Raw genomic sequence first — 20,856 nt, 5'->3', positions numbered from 1 at the left:
AATTATTCTCTGACGTACGGCGCGGCGCTAACCCCCCATAATTAATTTATTTCGATCTGCGAATAAATAGATAAGGGAGGCAGTGTTGACAGACAATCAGCCAGGACATATTGACCATATCAGGCAAATAAATGCCGGTACTGTCTACCGGCTGATTGACCAGTATGGCCCTTTGTCACGTATTGAACTTGCTAAACGAACAAAACTGGCCCCTGCCAGTATCACTAAAATTATCCGCGAAATGTTGCAGGCAGATTTGATCCGTGAATGTGAAATCACCGAACCCGGCAACCGCGGACGCCCTGCCACCGGACTGGAACTCTGCTCTCAGCGCTGGCGATTTCTGGCGATGCACCTTTCTGATCACTGTCTGCGGATAACTCTGCGCGATCTCGGGGGAGGTAAAATAACCGAAAGAGTACAGCCACTGCCTGCGGGTTCGGAGACATCACTGGCCGGCGTACTGGCCGCAGCCGCAGAGGACTTTCTCTGCTGCTATCCGCTATTACCGTCACAGCTGGCAGCATTAGCCGTCACCTTACCCGGGATGGTAAACAGCAATAGCGGGGTGATCCCTAACCGGTCTGACTGTCAGCAGCCGGATATTCCGTTATCTGCCATGCTGCACCAGCGAACCGGCCTGAATGTTTATGTGCAGAATGTTATTTCAGCCAGGGTACTGGCTGAGCATTACTTTGGTGCTGCTACGGACTGTCGCGATGTCATACTGGTGGTTTCCGATCAACAGACAGAGGCTGCAGTGATCACCGGCGGGGAATTGCTGCATCAGAACCGTTGTTCACGGGTTGATATTGGTCATACCTGTATCGACCCTGATGGCAGCTTATGTGACTGTGGCAATAGCGGTTGTCTGAATACCCTGGCCAGCACTGAGAGTTTGCTGGAACAGGCCAGACAGCAGATAGCTGAGTATCCCGACAGCCTGCTGCACCAGTCCCCGTCCGCGATTACGGATATCCGCGAGCTATGCATTGCTGCGCTCTGCGGTGATACCCTGGCCAGCGGGATTATTACCAGAGCGGGGCATGTTATTGGCTACAGTCTGGCGATGATGGTGAATATTTTTAATCCCCAACAAATACTGATTGATTCGCCGCTTAACACTGCAGCAGAAATACTGTTTCCTGCCATTAAAAGCCGCATTGAAAAGGCTGCTTTACCGGCCTATAGCCGGCAGGTGAGTATCCGGCAAGCCGCATTAGTCAGGCCGGGGACCCTGGCCTGTACCGCGCTGGTCAAAGATGCGTTATACCGCGGAGAATTGTTAGTAAAGCTTTTCGCGGGGTAAGCGTCACTAAACTTGCGTTAACGCAATTCATACCATCAGTCAGTCACTTAGAATGCATCCTGTATTTTCAAAACTTCTGAACCCTACTGCGAAACCAGGGAGCATACGTGAAAAAAGTGTTTATTACAGGCACGGATACGGCCGTGGGTAAAACAGTCGTATCTCTGGCATTGTTACAGTCTGCTGCTAAGCAGGGGGTGAGTTGTATCGGGTATAAGCCGGTAGCCAAAAATTCACGGCTGACCGATGAAGGGATGCGTAATAATGATGCACTGTTATTGCAGCAGGCATCATCATTGCAACTGCCTTATCAGTGCATTAACCCTTTCGCCCTGCAGGGCGATGAAATCAGTACCAGCCCCGGTTGCCGGGTGGATTATAAGAGACTGAGTGATGGTCTGGAAACCCTTAGTCATCAGGCTGAACAACTGGTGATTGAAGGAACCGGAGGCTGGAACTGTCTGATGAATAATGAACAACCTCTTTCAGACTGGGTGATCAGTGAGCAGTTGCCGGTAATCATGGTGGCCGGGATCAAGCTGGGGTGTATTAATCACGCACTGCTGACCGCAGAAGCTATTCTCAGTGACGGGTTACCCTTATGTGGCTGGGTTGCGAACCGTATCAACCCGGGACTGGCCGGATACGCCAGTATTATTGACGTGCTGAAAAAACAGATAGGAGCCCCGTTACTCGGGGAAATACCGTATTTACCTCGTCCTGAGCAGCGCGATCTTACCGGTTACCTCGACCTTTCGTTAAGCGGTGAACCGGGCCTGTCTGCCGGATCCTGTTGAGAATAAAAACAACGGCAGGTATGCCTGCCGTTGTTTTTGCTGCGTCAGTATCAGGATGACGGGGTGCTGCCATCACTCAGACGTTTGTAGACAATTTTCTGAGTATCATTCTGGCAATGACCTACCACCAGTCCGCCTTGCTGATCGGCCTGATCACTCGGTACGATATCAAGGCTGAATCCGGACTCAGGCACACCGTTAGCAATAATTTTCTTACTGATATCTGCTTTCACAGATTCGCAGGATGCCTGTGCGAACAGGGGAAAAACAATTAACAACGCGCTGGACAACAGTACGGATTTTTTCATAGGAAGTACCTTTAATAAAATGAACGGCCCGCTTCGGGGATCAAGGCGTTACCGGACGCCCGGTGCGGCGGTCAAGACAGCGTAAGGTTTTTGGCTCCCAGTATGCGTTCAGGTTTGCACTTTGTTCGCATTTATCCCGGGTATCGTAAGCCTTATCAATCTTACTGAACTCTTTATCAGCCCGCTGATTAATCCTGTTACGCAGGTTACGGGTCTCATCCCATTGCTGCTGGCTTTGACGGGCCTGTTCTTTGGTCAATGCATTATCGCCACTGTCGATAACAACATGCTGTGTTGCCGCCTGACTCGCCACTGCAGCACCGAACAGTCCGCCGCCAAGCAGGATACTGCTAAGGATCACCGGCAATATTGTTGAGTTCACTTTCATATTGAGTTCCTTTTATCGGTTACCGGACAGCACAGCATTACCGTTGCTGCCGGACAAAAGTATAACATTGCTGACGGATTTTCGGCTACTTTTGCCGGTTATCGGTAACTGGTTTAGGAAGGGTTAATCTTTTAGCCGGCCGGCAGCATATTCTCCGGTCCGGCAGGCTGGTGGTTATTGTTTGGTGACTTTAAGGCCGCCGTAAGTCTGGCTGACGGGCATCATTTCCAGAGTATTAATATTCACATGGGCTGGCAGGGATGACACCCAGAACACCGCTTCTGTCACATCATCCGGTGTCAGGGCCTGAGTACCGTCATAGACTGAACTGGCTTTACCCTCGTCACCTTTAAAACGTACGTTAGAGAATTCGGTGCCGCCGACCAGACCGGGTTCGATATTGGTGACCCGTACAGCAGTGCCCTGTAAATCTGTACGCAGATTCAGGCTGAACTGGCGGACAAATGCTTTTGTTGCGCCATAGACATTACCTCCCTGATAAGGCCAGTTGCCGGCAGTGGAACCGATATTAATAATATGACCTTTGTTACGGGCCACCATGCCAGGCAGAACGGCACGGGTTACCATCACCAGACCTTTAGCATTGGTATCGATCATTGTTTCCCAGTCATCAGCGTTGGCCTGCTGGGCAGGTTCAAGGCCTAATGCCAGCCCGGCATTATTGACCAGGATATCGATATCCTGCCATTCTGCAGGAAGCTGACTGATGGCCTGATCAATCGCTGCACGGTCACGGACATCCAGCTGCAGCGGCAGAACACTTTCACCAAACTTATCTTTTAGCTGTTGCAGGCGCTCTGTACGGCGGCCGGTAGCAATAACTTTATGGCCGGCATCAATAAAACGGCGGGTGATAGTCTCACCAAAACCTGCGGTTGCACCTGTTACCAGAATAATCATATCAAGACCTTACCTTTCAGCGGTGGATTTTCAGAGGTATGACAACATAGCATTGATGTTGCGGGGATGCCTACTTATTAATACTTCAGAAGTAATTACCGGAGAGGCATAACGGATGCAACATGATAATGACCCTCTCTGCCTGTTGTGACTGACGGATATACAGCAATCAGCGGGTCAGCTATCAGCAAGGGGAAGTGTTCGTGGTGTCGTTTCTCCCTGCGGCAGCATATGGTATAGCAGGGTGCTCTATCATGGTTTTATCGCCAGCGGGTCATTGGCACACCTTTTGCAAGTTTTGCTAATCCAACCGTTTGTATATGAAACTCCGGCAAAACGAATGCCGGGGTAAATGGCTGAGGAGGCCGGAATATGTCACACACGGGGTTACAGGCCATTCGTGCCGCATTTGTCGACTTCGCCGGGACAGTCGCTGACCCTGAGCAGATGATGCAACAATTTCGCTATCTGCCTGACGGGTTGCTGCTGACGGAGGGCGGGAAAATTATCTCTTTAACGCCCTGGCAGGAAACTACCGTCTTACCGGAAAACTGCATATTCAATGACTTTCGTGGTCAGCTGATTATGCCGGGTTTTATTGATACGCATATTCATTATCCGCAGACAGAAATGATCGCCGCCTGCGGAGAACAGTTACTTGAATGGTTAGAGCAATATACTTTTCCGGTCGAAAGTAAATACGGTGATCCTGAATACGCCGCAAAAATGGCGGCTTTTTTTATTCGCCAACTGTTCAGTAACGGAACCACCACCGCTCTGGTATTTGCATCGGTCCATCCACAGTCTGTCGATGCTCTGTTTAGTGAAGCAGAAAAATACGCTATGCGGTTAATTGCCGGTAAGGTCATGATGGATCGTCATGCCCCGCAGTCATTACTGGAAACACCGGAGCAGAGTGCGGAACAGAGCAGGGCGTTGATCGAACGCTGGCATGGTAAAAGCCGGCTGGGATACGCGATAACCCCGCGTTTTGCGCCCACTTCTTCTGCAGAATTACTGCAACAGGCAGGTGCACTACGTAATCAGTATCCGGATGTCTGGATGCAGACCCATCTGAGTGAAAATCTGCGTGAAGTTGAATGGGTACGGGAGTTGTTTCCGCAGCAAGACAGTTACCTCGGTGTATATCACCATTTTGGTCTGACGGGGAAACGCAGTGTATTTGCACACTGTATTCATTTGCAGGATAAAGAATGGGATTGTCTGCAACAAACCGGATCCGCGATCGCATTTTGTCCGACATCAAATCTTTTTCTTGGCAGTGGGCTCTTTCCGTTGGACCGGGCCCGGGCGCAGCATATTCCGGTCGGTATGGGGACGGACGTAGGTGCAGGGACCAGCTTTAGTCTGCTGCGTACCCTGGGGGATGCCTATAAAGTGCAGCAACTGCAAAATAACCGGCTTAATGCCTGTGAAGCCTTTTATCATGCCACCCTGGGCGGAGCCCACGCACTGGATTTACATCATCAGACGGGTAATTTTAATGCGGGTAATGACGCTGACTTTATTGTTATTGACATGGCCGCAACACCTTTACAGGCACTGCGGCAGCGTAATAGTAAAGATATCATCGAGCAGCTGTTTGTTCTGATGACCCTTGGTGATGAACGTAATATTGCTCAGACCTGGGTGAATGGTCAGTGTGTCTGGCAACAAGGGACAACCGAAGCGCTGGCCATCCCCTGAACAAGGGCCTGACAGAATAGACCGCATCTGCCGGTATTGAGACCGGATACCGACAGATGCGCAGTGCGCTCAGCCCAGCGGACCGCCTTCGATAGTCTGGCACATTCCTTCAAGTACCCGTTCACCTGTTTCTGAACGCAGTTCAAGGTACCAGTCAGCGGTCAGTTGAGGATCTCTGGCATGAGTCAGATCGCAGCGTTTACGGGCTTTCAGTATCAGATCTTTTGCCCGTTCATTGCGACGATTCTGGTAGCGGAGCAGTGCATCCTCAATACCCAGAGAATGGGATGACAGGGTAGACGCCAGTACTATGGCATCTTCCATGGCTGTACATCCCCCCTGACCAATATCCGGTGTGGTGCTGTGTGCCGCATCGCCGAGCAGTGCCACCCGTCCTTTTACAAACTCCATAAAAGGCTCAATATCATGAATTTCTACCCGATTGGTCGTTTGTGGGTCGATAAGTTCAATCAGTTTACGGACGGGTTCAGCCCAGCCGGAAAAATAGCGTCGCAGATCCTGTTTCAGACTGCTACGGTCTTCGGCCAGCCCTTTGGCTAACGGCACATCAAAGAAAAAGTAAAAACGGTTGCCGCCGACTGGCATCAGAGAGACTCGTTTACCCTCTCCGACAAAAGTGGTCCATTGATCGTCGGGTGCCACAGATTTATCAATAGTCACCAGACCGTTCCAGTTCACATAACCGGCATAGCGGCGTTCGGTTGGTTTGCCCCGCACATAATCCCGTATCACTGAATGGGTACCATCAGCAGCAATCAGAAAATCCCCGCGTGCCTGACTGCCATCATCGAAGCTTACCCGCACTCCGTCAGAATGTTGTTCCACCCGGATAGCCCGTTTACCAAACCGGATATCCTCAGCCGCGTAATGGTTTATCAGCATTTGCTGTAACTCGGCCCTGGCGACGGGGCTGGGGTATTCCCCGACGCGTTCGACCAGTGGCGATAAGCTGAAACGGGTCAGTACGTTGCCGGTGGCGAAATCATGATATGCCATCCATGCCATATTACCGGCCAGTGCTTTAATTTCTTCTCGCAACCCGAGGGCATTAAGGCATTTAACCCCGTTGGGCCAGATGGATATTGCTGCACCGACCGGTTTTATCTGCTTAACGGACTCAAATACTTCAGTCTGATAACCGCAAGCACGTAAAGCCAGTGCGGCACTCATCCCGCCGATTCCCGCCCCGATGATCAATGCTTTCATATGTTCTCCTTTTTCCAGACGGCAGAACTTTGCAACTTTTGTACCAGTTGCAAAGGCACAGCCAGTGAGCATCAGAACGCATTAATACCGGCAGTTAGCAAGAATGACTGTTGACGGAAAGCTGTACCCTGCGCTGTCAGTGTGCATTTCAGAACAATAAGCCAGGGGAATGCACCGTTATGAATCATTACGTGAATTCGGCTGTGTCAGCAACAGAATAAATCCGCAAGTGAGTAACAGTATTTTTTTTCGGCATATAGAATAACTCCTTTAATGCACAGCAATATAACTCCCGGTGGACGGGTTTTTATTTTTTTAATAATAAACGCTATACGGCCACTCTGAATTTTATATTCTATCGGTAACTGATAACCATGACGCCGAGTGAATGCTGCGGATTAATCCAGGTCAGTTTTCGGGTGCCAAGGTCCATCGGCAGAGCATCATCGCGAACGGAAAGGGCTGTCTTCTGGCGGGTTTTAAGCTGCCCCTGCTGACAACGGAATATTACCGAGCCATCAGTGAAAGTCTGGGAACAGGGCGACTGGTATATATTTCCGTTAAATCTTATCATCCCGGCATGGGAATAAAACATGGATGACATCAACAATAAAAAAACAACGGAAAGTTTATATTTTTTCATTACAACCTCCTGTAATTTGTTTATCACTAACCCTGAAGTTAATATATTTAAAATTAATTAAAATAACATTGGTCACTGTGATAAATAGACGATATACACTCATGAATAGTTAACTTACTGGTCGGATTTGTGTTACTGAAGGATATTTAAATTCATGCATGTTTTTACGGTTTAATTATTTTTTGTATTTCTGATTTTAATGGAAATTAATTTTTTAAAATATGGATATCAGACAGGTTATGACACAGGAGAATACTGGTTATTTGATGTGTACATATAGCTTACATTATAATTACATTTATCTCACTCTGTGAAATATAACACGGCGGGTAGTTTATTATGAAAATATAGCCGATGTTATTAAAGGTAAAGCTGTCCGTATAGCAACTGGCAGGGTATCGCGATTAGCAGTATCAAAAGGATCCTCCGGAGATCCTTTTGCGCTGGCCGGGCTGGTTTTTTCTGTGTGCCGGAAGGTATTGTCAGAGATCTCGCCAGTTCAGCCATAATCTCATATCAAACTCCAGCTGGTGGTAATCGGGTTCCATATGGCAGCATAACTGATAAAACGATTTGTTATGTTGTTTCTCTTTAAGGTGCGCCAGTTCATGGACGACGATCATTCTCAGGAAGTCTTCCGGACCTTCACGAAACAGAGTCGCAATCCTGATTTCGTTATTTGACTTTAGTTTACTGCCCTGTACGCGGGAAACAAAAGTATTGGTGCCGAGGGTACCGGTCACCGGGTTTTGTTTATTGTCATAATATACTTTGGATAGTGCAGGCGCATTTTTCAGGTAGCGTTGTTTGTACTCAGCAACAAACTGATAGAGGGATTTATCACTTTGTACCGAATGCGGCGCTACAGCGTATTTAGCCTTCAGCCAGTCACCCAGCAGTCCCTGATCGGCGAGTGTTTGAACCTGACTGATAATCGCAGGGGGATAACCATTAAGATATCGTAACTGTGTCATAAGAGAGCGATGTAAGATAACAGGGCTGTATCATAACATTAGCGACACAGGTAATAAAAATAACGGGTTATGGCTTTTCACCCTCCGGGCGAAGCGAGACAGAAACGGGATAATTTTTGCTGTAAAAATGGCCAGCATCACGGTGATAATCCGGAACTTATGCGGTGAATCCGCCACAGATTCACCGCATACGGAAAACGGGGTTCAGGCTGACGTTTTTGAGCAGTGCTCTGGTGGTATATATAAAACAGGAGGTATATAACAATATGCAGACCGGTATTTTATCGGCCCGAAATACCCGATGAGGGCAGGGAAGCACCCTCTGATCTGACGGCACAACCTGCACAAATAAGTGACAACGTCACTTTTTATATTTGCTTTACCATAACCCGGAGAATATTAAAGCCAGATAACTAGCGAAGTTGACTGTCTTTACTACCCCGGCGATTGTACCCGCTGTGTATTTCATCTTGTTTGTCCATTTTGCTCTGGCAACTGACACAATAGCGTACGCCGGCAAGCGCTTTCCGCCGGGCGTCAGGGATTGGTTCTCCGCATTGTTCACAAAACCAGGCGCTCTCTCCGTGTCCGAGATGATCTCTGGCTCTGGCGACCGCATCTTCAACGGTTGCATCAATTTGTTTATTTACTGCGCCATCGTCAGACCATCCGCCAGCCATCTTTTTTCCTCCATCAGGGCCTGTAAACAGTATAAGCCGTTATATTCGTCAGTACAAAAATCACGCTACGGGACTGATGGTAATACGGAGCCGCTTTGCTGCTTTACGGTCCGGAATAACGTAGGGTTAAACACCGGGATCCGCTGCAGAGCGCCGGTCACCGACTATACTAATCAGTGGGAATTACACAAAAAACAGGTCTGCAGGAGGCGTTATGTGGGAAGAAGCTGGTGGTGATATGTGGCTGCATAAGGTAAACCGGCAAGTGGTATTCCGGACAACACTGATTGGCGGATTTATGAGCTCTCTGGTGAAATGGGGCTCGGAAGTCAATATGCCGCCCAGAGTTCCGGGTGAAATTTCACCGCCGGGGGCGAATATTGATGCGTGGCTGGGATGGCTGGGGGTAAACTCGCATTCTCTGGACTATGTTTACCAGGGGGTGACGGTTCCCGGGGCAATAACGCTGTATCACTGGTTGTTTAGTTTTGTATTTGCATTTGTCTACGTCTTTCTGTCGGCTTATATGCCACGCATCCGACTGTGGTTCGGCGCTTTATTCGGAATTGTCATCACTATTGTGATGCACGGTTTTCTCATCCCGGCACTGGGCTTCCGGAAACCGGTTTATGATCAGGGAGTGATCGGCTGGTTATGGAACCTTAACGGTTATGAGTTATGGAGTGAAATTCTTGGCCATATTTACTGGGCGGTATCGATTGAAATTTGTCTGATTGCCGTACTGGCTTGTTTATCACGGCCATTAAAAGGTAACTGGGTAAAAGGCCTGTAAAGCTGGCCGACTGAGGTGGCCGCAATCGCGGTAACCGTTTTTTCAATTATCCTATGGTGTAACAATCAGAGAAGAGCAGGGAGGCTCGGTTTTTACAGGGGAACGGCTCAGCAATCCGCTGTCTGTTCCGCCTGGCCGGTATTTGCATCAAGTCTCTGTGTCCCAAAGGTTATTTATACCGCAGTAAAAATGGCGTCGCTGTGTTAATTCTGTAAATTTCGCAGGGTACCAGTACCTGTTTTTTTACAGAGCGACGCCTTAAATTTGCCGGTATTTTGTACACCGGCGGACAATAGGCCCGAAATCCGGAGTTTCACGGAAAGATAACAGTGAACTATGCAGAACAGATTGTCCGTCAGCAGCATATGTTGCTCGGGGGGGGGGTAATTTCATCCCCGCATAACGGTCCCTGACAGGAATGATCAACAAGCCCTCCGGTATGCTAATCAACAAACCGGCGACGAGTTTAGCGTTTCTCTGGAGTCATTATTCTGATGCAGTCACTATGGATTGATAAGGGCTATTCGCGTGGTTTACTGCTGCAGCCATATACCGGGAATCTCGTCCCGACAAGCCTGACAGCAATACAACAGTCCGCGGGTGACACCTGACAATTCCATCAATAGTGGCCGGAGTTATCTTATCAGTAAGGGGATCACTCTTAACGTGAGCTCAGACTTATCTGCAATGAGTGTTCTGAAAGAGAGGTGGTTATCAGCTTAACGACGAAGTTCCATTATTTAACATAATATACATTATGCGAACTAAGGTAACGGTACGCATAATAGTTGAAATGTCTTGCGGCCTTAGATCTGATTGCTGTGCTGAATTCTGATAAAACCGGATAACAAACAATAAAAGAAGCCTACGGCTCACATATCGGAACCTGTCAGCGAAACCGTACATTTATGCTGTGGCATAACATGCTGGCACGGTGCTATACACTCAAAAATGGTCGGCGTTACTTTAAGGGTTACAATGATGTCAGGGTTTGTAATAGCTGGCATAACTTCCAGACATTTTGTTCTGACCTCCCTGCTATTCCCGGCTACAAACGCTGGCTGGAAAATCCGGGAGATTACGAGCTGGATAAGGATTATCTGCATCGCCGTCATTACTCACCGGATACTGTCTGCTTCATCTCAGCATCAGATAATGCCAGAGAGTCCAGAGCAAGGAGTGCTGCAATGAAAATTCCAAAACAGATTTACCGTAAAATTATGGAAGAAAAAGACCTGATACTACTCGATACACTGAGATTCTTTCGTAAAAATGCCGTTCTGTTCGAAGTTATCCGGCACGGTAATGTGAAAGTTTTTGTCTTCAGTTCGCCTTATGGTGCTGTGGTTTACTACCCGCTGACAAAGAAAATACAGCGTAAATGCTATGTCACAGAAGGAAATGAAGTCTTTTGTCTGAAGTATCTGAACTGGTTGAAGCAGCGCTGGAGTGAAAGAAATCCTGAACAAAATGCAGTGGAGATTAGCTAATGTAATGAAAATTATGAAGTATCTTACTACCACTTCTGTTTAATGCTGCCTGTCAGTGTTAAACTTGCCTGCACTTAAAGCAGTTAAGGCTAAATGGCCAGCCATTTAACATGTTCAACACATTATGCGAACCGTGGTGTGTAACAGCAAAGCTGTAATGTCCGCTTATGGCAAAGTTAAGATGTCCGGCGTGTATAATCAAGTAAGGATTACCATGGCGGCTCTCGCAGCGGAGTTTTTCACTTTGGATGATGGGTCCCACGTAATCAACGTGCGCCAAAAATTCAGCAGCCTCGTTACCGTCGTGCCTGTGTCGGTGAACTCATCCTTCAGGACAGACTGGTCAAGGAACTCAGGCTTCAGGGCATCAGCACCATGGAAGCTGCAAACGCATTTGCCGAAGAGTTTATGAACGATTACAACCGACGTTTCTCAAAAGCACCTCGCCAGGCGCTCGATGTTCATCGGAAACTGGATGTCGATGATGATCTCGATATGGTGTTTACTTGGCGTGAAGCCCCCGGTGTGTCGAAATCACTCACGGTGCAGTACGACAAAGTGCTTTATCTCATTGAAGACAGTGAATTCAGTCGTCGGGCGATTGGTAAATATATTGATGTTTGGCATTACCCTGACGGACATAAAGAGCTCCGTCTTAATGGCGTATCACTTCCCTACTCCACTTATGACAAACTGTCTGAAATCGATCAGGGTGCCATTGTGGACAATAAACGTCTTGGCCGCGCAACTGGTGCAGGCCGAACGGGATAATAACCGGTCACAATCAGTGCCATCCGGTGACGGCCCTTCACGCAGGCGCAAAGGCCCTACGACGAAGAAATCTCAGTGTTCTTTGGCTCAGGACGATATGTTCAATGCACTTGTAAAACTTCAGACAAGATCTGGGGAAATTTTTGGTGAACGCAACCAGAAATGATGTTCTGATACGAACATTTCAATGGTTAATATATAGAATGGATATAGATTTTGAAGGACAGAAAAAATTTAGGAAAGGCAGTTAAAGTGAGGAGTACCTTACATTTATTCAAAATGAAATCTACTCTAATAAACGTCAGAACCTTATCGCACCACCAGACATAGAAATGATTCGTGAAGCTATTTACGTAATGTGAAACAATGACGATAAAATATCGCCTGGTTACGATGGAACGCTATTTATAGATAAAAATGTGCAGGGAATCAGCATGGAAATTATTGGCGACAACACCTGTATTACCAGCATCAGGCCTAAAAGTAAGGTTGTTTACTGTCGTGGTGAGCCGCATAAATACTGGCTTGAGCTTCAATTCGTGGATGAGAACAACAATCCGGTTACCGGGCTGAATGTGCAGCTGGAATACCACCCACTGGCCTCTGCAAAGGAGGTCGCTATGTGGAAAAAATATGGTAATCACGACTACAACCCCACACCGCCGCCCAATCCTCCGGCTGGCATTACCGACGCTCAGGGCGTGGTGCGCTTCGACGACCTGTACTGGATAGCGGTTGACGTGAAGACAGACGCCCAGCCGCTGGCCGACGAGATGGAGCAGCGCCCGCTGGGGCTGCGGCGCAACCCGAACAGCCAGCCGGTGAGCAACAACATGTTCCGGCCGGAAACCCGCGATCCCAAATGGCGCTCAGACGTGCAGGAAAAAGCCGAGGCTGCCGGGTACATCACATCACTATGTGACCATTGGGGAGCTGTGCGACCGGCTGCCGGAGATCGAGGGCTGGACTGATCCGGCGCCACCGAAGTTTCATTTTCCACCGGGACGGTCACTGAAAGGCACGGAGATAGCGCGGGAGGCACTGGAGAAACGGCACGTTATCGAGATTTTCCCGTTCCGGGCGTGGGTGCTGGATCTGCATGATACGAATGATTATGACCTCGCCAACGGGCTGAACCTCGGCATCATGGCCGACCTTGCCTATTCAGCCGAAAAAGAGAATAAAACAGTCGATTACTTCTTCCGGCAGAAATGTCTGGACCTGTCCTGCATCCCACAGTTTGCCGAGTTTCCGTCTTATTTTCACACGCTGTCGGTGGACGTGCCGTTCCGCGATCGTTATCTGGCACCTGTATATCTGAATACAAAGGACAGTGAGCCATCGGAAGGTGATAGCCGATTTTTTACGGCTGAGTGCGGTACTCATGTGCTGGTTGCCTGGTGCGGAACGGACAGCCTTCTGAATGTCCTGACGGATGCCTCATTCGGGCCGAAGAGGTGCCTGCCCGAGCTTGCCGGTGCGGGTAATATTCATGGTGGTTTTCTGGAAGCCTATGAGCTGGCTAAACGGAAGTTTGAGCCTATATTTCAGGCGATAAATAAGTCTCTTGATGAAGGTGGTGGAGCGAAAAAACTGTTTATCTGTGGTCACAGTCTGGGTGGTTCTCTGGCACTGTTATATGCCGCCGAGATGAAAAATTATCGGCCTGTGCTGTACACCTACGGGATGCCACGGACGTTTACCCGCGCGGCGATGCCGTTTCTGGACAGCATCACCCACTACCGCCACGTCAATGATAACGACACCGTGCCACAGGTGCCGCTGGAAACAGATATGGATAATCTGTTCTATCAGACCCTGGGACCGCTGGGCGACAAGCTGGGCTTTAACTGGCTGGCGACGTCGTTTGCCGGTCTGCCGGTCTCTCTCTGGCAGAAAGACATGGAGTTAAAAACGGGGATACGGCTGAAAAAAGACCCGTACTGGCATCACGGCAACACCGTCGTCTTTTTCCGGGCGCAGCAATGTTCGATGAACCTCACCAGCTCGAACAGGAAGAGTCTGGTTGATGGTGAGGTATATACCCGGCATTTTGTGGCCGTTAAGCTTTTTCTGGTGCCCTCCCTGAACGATAAGTGTCTGAAAGCAACCGGCGAGCATCAGGCGGCGTTTATCCAGTGCCTGAACCCGGCCAGCTTGGCAAAGACCTTTCCTAACAACACCAACCCCATGCTGGAAGGCCTCGGCACCGATCCGCGCAGCCATTCGATGGCGCACCGCTACCTGCCCTATATCCATAATCAGGTGCTGGAGCTGGCCGATCCGGCGCGGGATATGAGCAGGAAAGCGATGCGGGAAAAATTCCGGGAGGAAGTTGAGAAAAGCGCGGCCTACAGCAATCCCGATGAGGTTGAGCGTAACCGGCAGTTCATTGCCCTCCAGAACATGCTTCCGGTTACGCTGTACCGGACACAGGCAGAAGAAACCGGCAAGAATGCTCTGCTCCGCTTTACGGCAGTAACGGAGGAAGAAGTTGAATTTTCTATCTAAAATCGCCGTATTTTTGCCTGCTTTCGTGTTGCTATCAGGGTGTGATGGGCGTACGGATCAAACACTGTTACCGCCGGATAATGCGCGGCGGGTGACGGTGACCATCAGGGTACCTGAGGGTATTACGCTGTTGCCGATGCAGATGCTTTACCGCTCCGAACGGTGTAAGAGCAAAGACTATAATTCGAGTAATAAAGCCTATGAAATTCGGGGGTTTAACGGTTTTAAACAGGCGTTCAGACCACAGGGTAGCGGCGATATCCTGCAGCAGAATATCGCCGTTGACGGCGGCGGCCCATGCCAGTGGCAGCTTAATTCTCTGCGCGTCAGTTTTAAGATTTCTGACAGCAACCCCCTGGTGACGGGTAAAAAGGTTATTGAAACCAGCTATATCTTTGATTTTGATGATTACGGGCTCAGTGACGGATATGGAACAGGAAGGGCAAAAGAAGTCAGTGGAGACCTTGATTTAAAAACGGATTTTTTCCCGATGACATATATCAGTCATATGTTTAACGAGACAATTATTGAAATGTTCGGGGGGAATACGGATTATGAACAATCGAGCAGGCGTTACAGGCTTCGGAATACTAAAAATATAGTGATAGAGCCAATGTTTCATGCGGAAAAAAACGTGTCACTTGAGGCGGATAAGCAACGAGGAGTCGGGATGGTTATAACCTACCCTGATGGAAATGAAGAGCATGTCCGCCAGGTTAACCCTGATTATCAAAGATTATTGTCGTTGTTGAAATAAACAATCAAATTTATCATATTCAGTATTATGTCCTCAGGTATCGGATTACGGGCTGTAGCTCCCCGTTTTATACGTATCCCGTAATACCGGATCTTTGAGCATCATCATTTTCTGTGCCTGATATGCCACGCATTTTTCATGAATATATTTAAATTGCGTTAGTTATCCGCCGTGGTTATCCCTGCTATCGCTATCTGCTCCGCGGATATTATGTTGGAATGGTAAAAATGTGATATTGAACAGCTTGTCCTGTGTGAAATCTGCAGGGTCAGACCCCTGCTTTTCTCTCAGAATTCACGTAGCGCACCCTCCCCCGGATTGCCGGTAATCTGTACAGTATGGCTTCGTTTCTCACTGAAATACCGTTTTGCGATACGGCTTATGTCTCTCACTTAAAGAAATCGCTGTGCGGTTGAGCGTACAAGCATCATAACTATTACCCGGGAGTCATCTGCAGGTATAATTCGCAATTTGAAGTTAATGGCGGCCGGGGTCTGATCGCTAATCACAATAAAGCGAACTGTCTGTGGCGGTTCACTTTACAGGAGTTTTAATGAGAGCAATAAAGAACCTATGCTTTTTGCTGGCACTGGTATTACCGGTTGCAGCACAGAGTAAAGTGCTGACGGACAGTTTGCAGCGACAAGTGACTGTTCCGGACAACCCGCAGCGGATTGTTATTGGCGAAAGCCGGATGATTTATACCCTGGCCCTGGTTGAAGACGGTAACCCGGTCAGGCGTGTTGTCGGCTGGCCGGCAGATTTAAGTCGTCTGGATAGTCAGACCCTGGACAGATACATTAAAGCGTATCCGGAAATTGCCGGTATTCCATTAATTGGTAATTCTAACTTTTCTCAGTTAAATCCGGAGAAGATTATCAGTCTGCGACCGGATCTGGTGATCCTGCCGGTATATGCCCGAACCCCGCCAGAGACTGATTCCTTTGTAAACAAATTGTCCGCGGCCCATATTCCGGTGCTGTTTCTTGATTTCCGGGTAGACCTGTTAGGCAATACGGTGAACAGTCTGAGAACTCTGGGACAGGCGCTGAATGATCAGGCAAAAACTGAACGTTTTATTGCTTTTTATCAGCAACATATGCAATTAATCCGTGATCGCCTCTCCGGCTGGCATGGGGCTAAGCCGCGGGTATTTTTACAATTAAATCTCGGGAAAAAAAATGTATGCTGCACGACCGTATCCCACGGTAATCTGGCCGAGCTTATTGCTTTCGCCGGAGGCGATAATATTGCGGCAGGCCGGTTTTCTTCCGTCTTTGGCCAGCTAAGCCCGGAGACGTTATTAGTCGAGAATCCTGATATATATATCGCCACCGGGTCTGCCGGGCCGGAAAAGGCAGGCCAGCTGCAACTGGGGTCGCAGGTGTCGGCCGTCCAGGCTAAAGCTTCATTTTCGGCGGTGCTGGACAGTGACAGCACCGCCAGATTATTACCGGCAGTCAGGAATCATCATGCTTCTGCCCTCTGGCAAAATTTTTATATGAGTCCATGGCATTTACTTGCTGTTGAATTTTTCGCCAAAAAATTTCATCCGCAATTATTTGCTGATCTCTCTCCGGAACAAACTCTGCACCAGATGAACCAGCAATTCCTGTCATTACCTGAAACGGGAACCTATTGGGTGAATAACTGAATCTTAACTGGTCAGCATCGGCGGCCTTTGGCGACGGATGCCGACCAGTTAAAGTCTTTTACTTCACTGGCCGCGAGTGACTGTGGTTTTTTCTTTCGGGCTGGTTTTTTTTGCGCCTTTTCAGCGGCTGCTTTTTCTCTGCTGACTTTCTGTGACATGATTTGTTGTCTGGCTTCAGCAGTAAACTCTTTTTCTTTTTTTACATCTGGCAGCCTGCCCGTGCGTTGCCGGTATTTTTCGATTAACTGGTGATAAAGTATCTGTATTGCTTGCCGATCCTCAGTATCGAACTGGTCGATGGAAATCATTTTTTTATCAGCCATAACCAAAAACCTCTTCTGAAGATGATAATTCAGCATAACATGGCTCCGTTTGGGAAACGGAAAATATTGTATACTGAGGCTGTTTTTCAACTATTCTCCCGATTTAAGCGTAGTTCTCAATCAATCACTATTCCCGGTACTATGACGGGTATTTTTCATGTCGATAGCACCTTCTTCCATGCCGGGTAATCTCCCCGAAAATGGGCTTGCGAAGGTGCGGAATACCATTTATACGGACATCAGATATGCTTCCGGTCCCCCGTTGATAACGATAAGGTTGCCGGAAATAATGATTAATTTCTGTGGCTGATGTTTTGCACCTGTCTATTAAAAGACATAATTGTATGTTGTAACTAACGTGTGTATAAAAAAACCGGTAACACTAAATTACCGGTTTTGACTGAGTGATCAGGCGTTAAATAACTCCGCACCACACTGCTGTACGCTGTTAAGCAGCACGTTTACATCCGCTAAATTAACCACCGGATTTAACAATGTTAGTTTCAGACAGGTAATACCATCGGCTTCAGTCACACCGACATTGGCACTCCCTGATGCCAGCAATGTATCGCCAATATGCTGATTCAGTAACCCTATAGCCGCATCGACGGTGCGATTTTGCGGAACATAACGGAATAACACACTGGCCAGCTGTGGCTCCATCACCAGTTGCAGATTTGGCTGCGTCTTAATACAGGCCGCAACCTGCTGTGCCAGAGACACCCCGTTATCGATAATTTCTGCATACTTCTTCTGGCCCAGCGCTTCCAGACCCATCCATAATTTCAGGGCATCAAAACGTCTGGTGGTTTGCAGTGATTTAGAGACCAGGTTTGGAACCCCCTGCTCTTCATCAAAATCGGAGTTCAGATAAGCCGCCTGATAGCGCATCAATTCATAATGGCGGGCATCTTTTAACAGGAACGCGCCACAACTGATTGTCTGGAAAAACTGCTTATGGAAGTCGAGAGTCACTGAGTCAGCCGCCTGCAGCCCCTGCAGGTAATGACGATACTTTTCAGAGAGCAGTAATGCCCCGCCCCAGGCTGCATCCACATGAACCCAGATATCCTGTTCTGCTGCCAGCGCCGTGATTTCAGTTAACGGATCGATAGCACCGGCATCGGTGGTTCCGGCGGTTGCAACTATCGCCAGTACCTGCTCACCGTCAGCCTTCGCCTGTGCCAGTTTCTGTTGCAGATCATTGATATCCATCCGCGAGAAGGCATCGGTTTTTACCAGAGTCACTGACCGGTAGCCCAGCCCCATCAGCGCCATATTTTTCTGTACCGAAAAGTGGGCGTGCTCGGAACAAAACACTTTAATTTTGCTCAGGTCGCCTGTCAGTCCTTGCTGTTGTACAGAATGTCCCTGGCGGGCAAAAAAGGCATCACGGGCCAGCATTAACCCCATCAGGTTACTCTGAGTACCGCCACTGGTGAACACTCCGGCATCACCGGCCGGAAACCCGACCCGTTCACGCAACCATTCAATCAGTCTGACTTCAATAATAGTCGCGGACGGGCTTTGATCCCAGGAATCCATACTCTGGTTCGTGGCGTTAATCAGGACTTCTGCCGCCTGGCTGATCACCAGACTCGGACAATGCAAATGTGCCACACACTGCGGATTATGAACCGACAGACTGTCCTTCAGGAAAAACTCGACGGCACGTTCAATGGCAGCCTGGTTACCCAGTCCCTGAGCCGTGAACTCAAGATTAATACGCTCACGTAATTGCCCGGCCGTTTTCCCCTGATACATCTCAGGCTGCTGTAACCACTGCACAACGGCCTGTGAACTCTGTTCGATAGCCGCCTGGTAGGCAGCTATACTTTCGGCCGATCCGCAAAGGATCGGATTAATATCTGACATATTATGACTCCGCTTAGGCTGGCTGAACGCCGGCACTCAGCAATGCACGCTCAAATTTTTCCAGGAAAATGTCCAGCTCATCGTTAGTGATCAGCAGCGACGGCAGCAGACGTAATACGCAACCATGGCGGCCACCGCGTTCCAGAATCAGCCCTTCTTCAAAGCAGGTTTTCTGCAGCAGGCCTGCCAGCTCACCATCTGCCGGGTAGCAGCCCATAGCGTCCTGAGGCAGCTGAGGGTTAACGATTTCAATACCAATCATCAGTCCCGGGCCACGAACCTGCCCAATCACCGGATAACGTTTCTGCAACTCCTGTAACCTGCCCGTCAGCCATTCTCCCTGAGCAGCCACTTTCGCGGCAATATTCTCTTCTTTCAGGATTTTCAGGGTTGTCAAACCGGTGGCCATCGCCATCTGGTTACCGCGGAACGTCCCTGTGTGGTGGCCGGGTGACCAGACATCAATATCTTTCTTAATGCCCAGCACCGCCAGAGGCAGGCTTCCGCCGACCGCTTTAGACATCACGATAATATCCGGCTCAATTCCCGCATGTTCGAAGGCAAACAGTTTACCGGTCCGGGCAAAACCAGCCTGCACTTCATCAATAATCAGCACAATGCCATGTTCACGGGTAACTTTACGGATACGCTGCAGCCACTCAACCGGCGCAGGGTTAACACCACCTTCACCCTGCACTGCTTCCAGAATTACCGCCGCAGGTTTGCGGACACCACTTTCAACATCGTTGATCAGGTTTTCGAAGTAATAACCCAGCGCTTGCGTACCGGCTTCACCGCCGATACCCAGCGGGCAACGGTACTGGTTCGGATAAGGCATAAACTGTACTTCCGGCATCAGGCCGTCGACAGCTTCTTTAGGTGACAGGTTGCCGGTCACTGATAATGCGCCATGGGTCATACCATGGTAACCACCGGAGAAACTGATGATTCCGCTACGGCCGGTCGCTTTTTTGGCCAGCTTAAGAGCAGCTTCTACTGCATCAGCCCCGGAAGGACCGGTAAACTGCAGGCAATATTCTTTACCTTCACCCGGCAACAGCGACAGCAGATAGGCTGAGAATTCGTCTTTTAACGGTGTGGTCAGATCAAGCGTATGTAACGGTAAGCCGCTGGAAATAACACTTTGGATGCTGTGAAGCACTTCCGGATGATTGTGGCCCAGTGCCAGTGTTCCGGCCCCGGCAAGGCAGTCAAGATACTGTTTATTGTCTGCATCGGTGATCCATACGCCCTGCGCTTTGGTGATCGCCAGCGGCAGTTTACGTGGATAACTCCTGACATTCGATTCGAATCCGGCTTGTCTGGACAGAAGGCTTTCATTGCTTTGTGGTAATGAATTAGCACTCAAAGTATTAATACGGACTTTATCCGTCATCATATCACTCCTACAACCCGGACCACGCACTGGCCGGATTGAAAATAGTTAAAAAAAAGGATGTATATAAAGCGCGGCTAATATAGTTTTTTTTACCCGCCGGCTCAATAGTTAATTTGTGCGAAAAATCAGGAGATATCCTTAAGAATCAACAATAAAAGACAGGTTAATCCGGGAAAGGAGTGCTGGCTGCATTATAATTAATCAGCCGGTGTGCTGATGCCTGATTATCATGCAGAAAATCAGGCAGATAAATGTGCCTGCCCGCATCAGGAACGGGGATGGGTGATAAGAATATCGATATTAAGGTTGTTTATATACTCTGCTGACCG

19 protein-coding genes and 1 pseudogene are annotated in these 20,856 nt (G+C 48.8%); 10 read left to right on the top strand and 10 right to left on the bottom strand.

What is annotated here, in order from left to right; genetic code table 11:
- The first annotated feature begins 82 nt into the window (after positions 1 to 82).
- Together JK216_RS00610 and bioD are read left to right on the top strand one after the other, a co-directional pair.
- Positions 83 to 1,309, top strand: a complete 1,227-nt coding sequence (locus JK216_RS00610) for an ROK family transcriptional regulator (protein WP_212710575.1) — start codon at positions 83 to 85, stop codon at positions 1,307 to 1,309.
- 107 nt (positions 1,310 to 1,416) lie between these two features.
- The gene (bioD, locus tag JK216_RS00605; RefSeq protein ID WP_212707786.1) at positions 1,417 to 2,106 is read left to right on the top strand and encodes a dethiobiotin synthase; all 690 of its coding nucleotides are present in this window, start codon (positions 1,417 to 1,419) and stop codon (positions 2,104 to 2,106) included.
- Positions 2,107 to 2,156: 50 nt separating this feature from the next.
- On the opposite strand, the gene JK216_RS00600 is transcribed toward bioD, so the two are convergent.
- From JK216_RS00600 to ydfG, 3 genes are all read right to left on the bottom strand, one after another.
- Entirely contained in the window at positions 2,157 to 2,414 is a 258-nt protein-coding gene (locus JK216_RS00600) for a DUF1161 domain-containing protein (RefSeq protein ID WP_212707785.1), read from the bottom strand.
- A gap of 40 nt (positions 2,415 to 2,454) precedes the next feature.
- Positions 2,455 to 2,802 (bottom strand): DUF1283 family protein, encoded by a 348-nt coding sequence (locus tag JK216_RS00595; protein WP_212707784.1) that lies wholly within the window; start codon positions 2,800 to 2,802, stop codon positions 2,455 to 2,457.
- A 174-nt stretch (positions 2,803 to 2,976) separates the two neighbouring features.
- Positions 2,977 to 3,723, bottom strand: a complete 747-nt coding sequence (gene ydfG / locus JK216_RS00590) for a bifunctional NADP-dependent 3-hydroxy acid dehydrogenase/3-hydroxypropionate dehydrogenase YdfG (RefSeq protein ID WP_212707783.1) — start codon at positions 3,721 to 3,723, stop codon at positions 2,977 to 2,979.
- 372 nt (positions 3,724 to 4,095) lie between these two features.
- On the opposite strand from ydfG, the gene guaD reads away from it, so the two are divergent.
- Positions 4,096 to 5,430 carry a guanine deaminase gene (gene guaD, locus JK216_RS00585; RefSeq protein ID WP_212711684.1) on the top strand — a complete coding sequence of 445 codons (1,335 nt, stop codon included), beginning with the start codon at positions 4,096 to 4,098 and terminating at the stop codon, positions 5,428 to 5,430.
- A gap of 69 nt (positions 5,431 to 5,499) precedes the next feature.
- Here guaD and hpxO read toward each other — a convergent pair whose 3' ends face one another.
- The 4 genes from hpxO to JK216_RS00565 all read right to left on the bottom strand — a co-directional run bounded on the left by hpxO (position 5,500) and on the right by JK216_RS00565 (position 8,954).
- Positions 5,500 to 6,657, bottom strand: coding sequence for an FAD-dependent urate hydroxylase HpxO (hpxO, locus tag JK216_RS00580; protein ID WP_212707781.1), 1,158 nt, complete (start codon positions 6,655 to 6,657; stop codon positions 5,500 to 5,502).
- Positions 6,658 to 7,012: 355 nt separating this feature from the next.
- Positions 7,013 to 7,300 carry a hypothetical protein gene (locus JK216_RS00575; protein WP_212711685.1) on the bottom strand — a complete coding sequence of 96 codons (288 nt, stop codon included), beginning with the start codon at positions 7,298 to 7,300 and terminating at the stop codon, positions 7,013 to 7,015.
- A gap of 482 nt (positions 7,301 to 7,782) precedes the next feature.
- Positions 7,783 to 8,274 (bottom strand): M48 family metallopeptidase, encoded by a 492-nt coding sequence (locus JK216_RS00570; RefSeq protein ID WP_212711686.1) that lies wholly within the window; start codon positions 8,272 to 8,274, stop codon positions 7,783 to 7,785.
- 413 nt (positions 8,275 to 8,687) lie between these two features.
- Positions 8,688 to 8,954 carry a DksA/TraR family C4-type zinc finger protein gene (locus JK216_RS00565; RefSeq protein ID WP_212707778.1) on the bottom strand — a complete coding sequence of 89 codons (267 nt, stop codon included), beginning with the start codon at positions 8,952 to 8,954 and terminating at the stop codon, positions 8,688 to 8,690.
- 238 nt (positions 8,955 to 9,192) lie between these two features.
- Between JK216_RS00565 and JK216_RS00560 the strand changes: the two genes are divergently transcribed.
- The 7 genes and pseudogenes from JK216_RS00560 to JK216_RS00535 all read left to right on the top strand — a co-directional run bounded on the left by JK216_RS00560 (position 9,193) and on the right by JK216_RS00535 (position 16,930).
- Entirely contained in the window at positions 9,193 to 9,747 is a 555-nt protein-coding gene (locus JK216_RS00560) for a DUF1440 domain-containing protein (RefSeq protein WP_212707872.1), read from the top strand.
- A gap of 908 nt (positions 9,748 to 10,655) precedes the next feature.
- Positions 10,656 to 11,237, top strand: a complete 582-nt coding sequence (locus JK216_RS00555) for a hypothetical protein (RefSeq protein ID WP_212711687.1) — start codon at positions 10,656 to 10,658, stop codon at positions 11,235 to 11,237.
- Positions 11,238 to 11,558: 321 nt separating this feature from the next.
- A pseudogene (locus tag JK216_RS00550) lies at positions 11,559 to 12,174 on the top strand (ISNCY family transposase); the annotation flags it as partial.
- Between the two features lie 268 nt (positions 12,175 to 12,442).
- On the top strand, positions 12,443 to 12,979 hold the full coding sequence (locus JK216_RS16975) for a hypothetical protein (RefSeq protein WP_249212941.1): 537 nt from the start codon (positions 12,443 to 12,445) through the stop codon (positions 12,977 to 12,979).
- Complete coding sequence (locus JK216_RS00545) at positions 12,927 to 14,519, top strand: lipase family protein (protein ID WP_349290150.1); 1,593 nt, start codon at positions 12,927 to 12,929, stop codon at positions 14,517 to 14,519. Before JK216_RS16975 ends, JK216_RS00545 begins: the two co-directional genes overlap by 53 nt.
- Before the next feature lie 91 nt (positions 14,520 to 14,610).
- Positions 14,611 to 15,276 (top strand): hypothetical protein, encoded by a 666-nt coding sequence (locus JK216_RS00540; RefSeq protein ID WP_349290149.1) that lies wholly within the window; start codon positions 14,611 to 14,613, stop codon positions 15,274 to 15,276.
- Between the two features lie 553 nt (positions 15,277 to 15,829).
- Complete coding sequence (locus JK216_RS00535) at positions 15,830 to 16,930, top strand: ABC transporter substrate-binding protein (RefSeq protein ID WP_212711688.1); 1,101 nt, start codon at positions 15,830 to 15,832, stop codon at positions 16,928 to 16,930.
- A gap of 11 nt (positions 16,931 to 16,941) precedes the next feature.
- Here JK216_RS00535 and JK216_RS00530 read toward each other — a convergent pair whose 3' ends face one another.
- The 3 genes from JK216_RS00530 to JK216_RS00520 all read right to left on the bottom strand — a co-directional run bounded on the left by JK216_RS00530 (position 16,942) and on the right by JK216_RS00520 (position 20,527).
- Complete coding sequence (locus JK216_RS00530) at positions 16,942 to 17,253, bottom strand: hypothetical protein (RefSeq protein WP_212711689.1); 312 nt, start codon at positions 17,251 to 17,253, stop codon at positions 16,942 to 16,944.
- A 408-nt stretch (positions 17,254 to 17,661) separates the two neighbouring features.
- Complete coding sequence (locus JK216_RS00525; RefSeq protein ID WP_212711690.1) at positions 17,662 to 19,128, bottom strand: aspartate aminotransferase family protein; 1,467 nt, start codon at positions 19,126 to 19,128, stop codon at positions 17,662 to 17,664.
- A gap of 13 nt (positions 19,129 to 19,141) precedes the next feature.
- Entirely contained in the window at positions 19,142 to 20,527 is a 1,386-nt protein-coding gene (locus JK216_RS00520; protein WP_212710150.1) for a diaminobutyrate--2-oxoglutarate transaminase, read from the bottom strand.
- Positions 20,528 to 20,856 lie beyond the last annotated feature (329 nt).

The sequence above is a fragment of the Tatumella sp. JGM94 genome (assembly GCF_018257595.1).
Taxonomy (GTDB): Bacteria; Pseudomonadota; Gammaproteobacteria; order Enterobacterales; family Enterobacteriaceae; genus Tatumella; species Tatumella punctata.
This window is presented reverse-complemented; position numbering and strand designations above follow the sequence as displayed.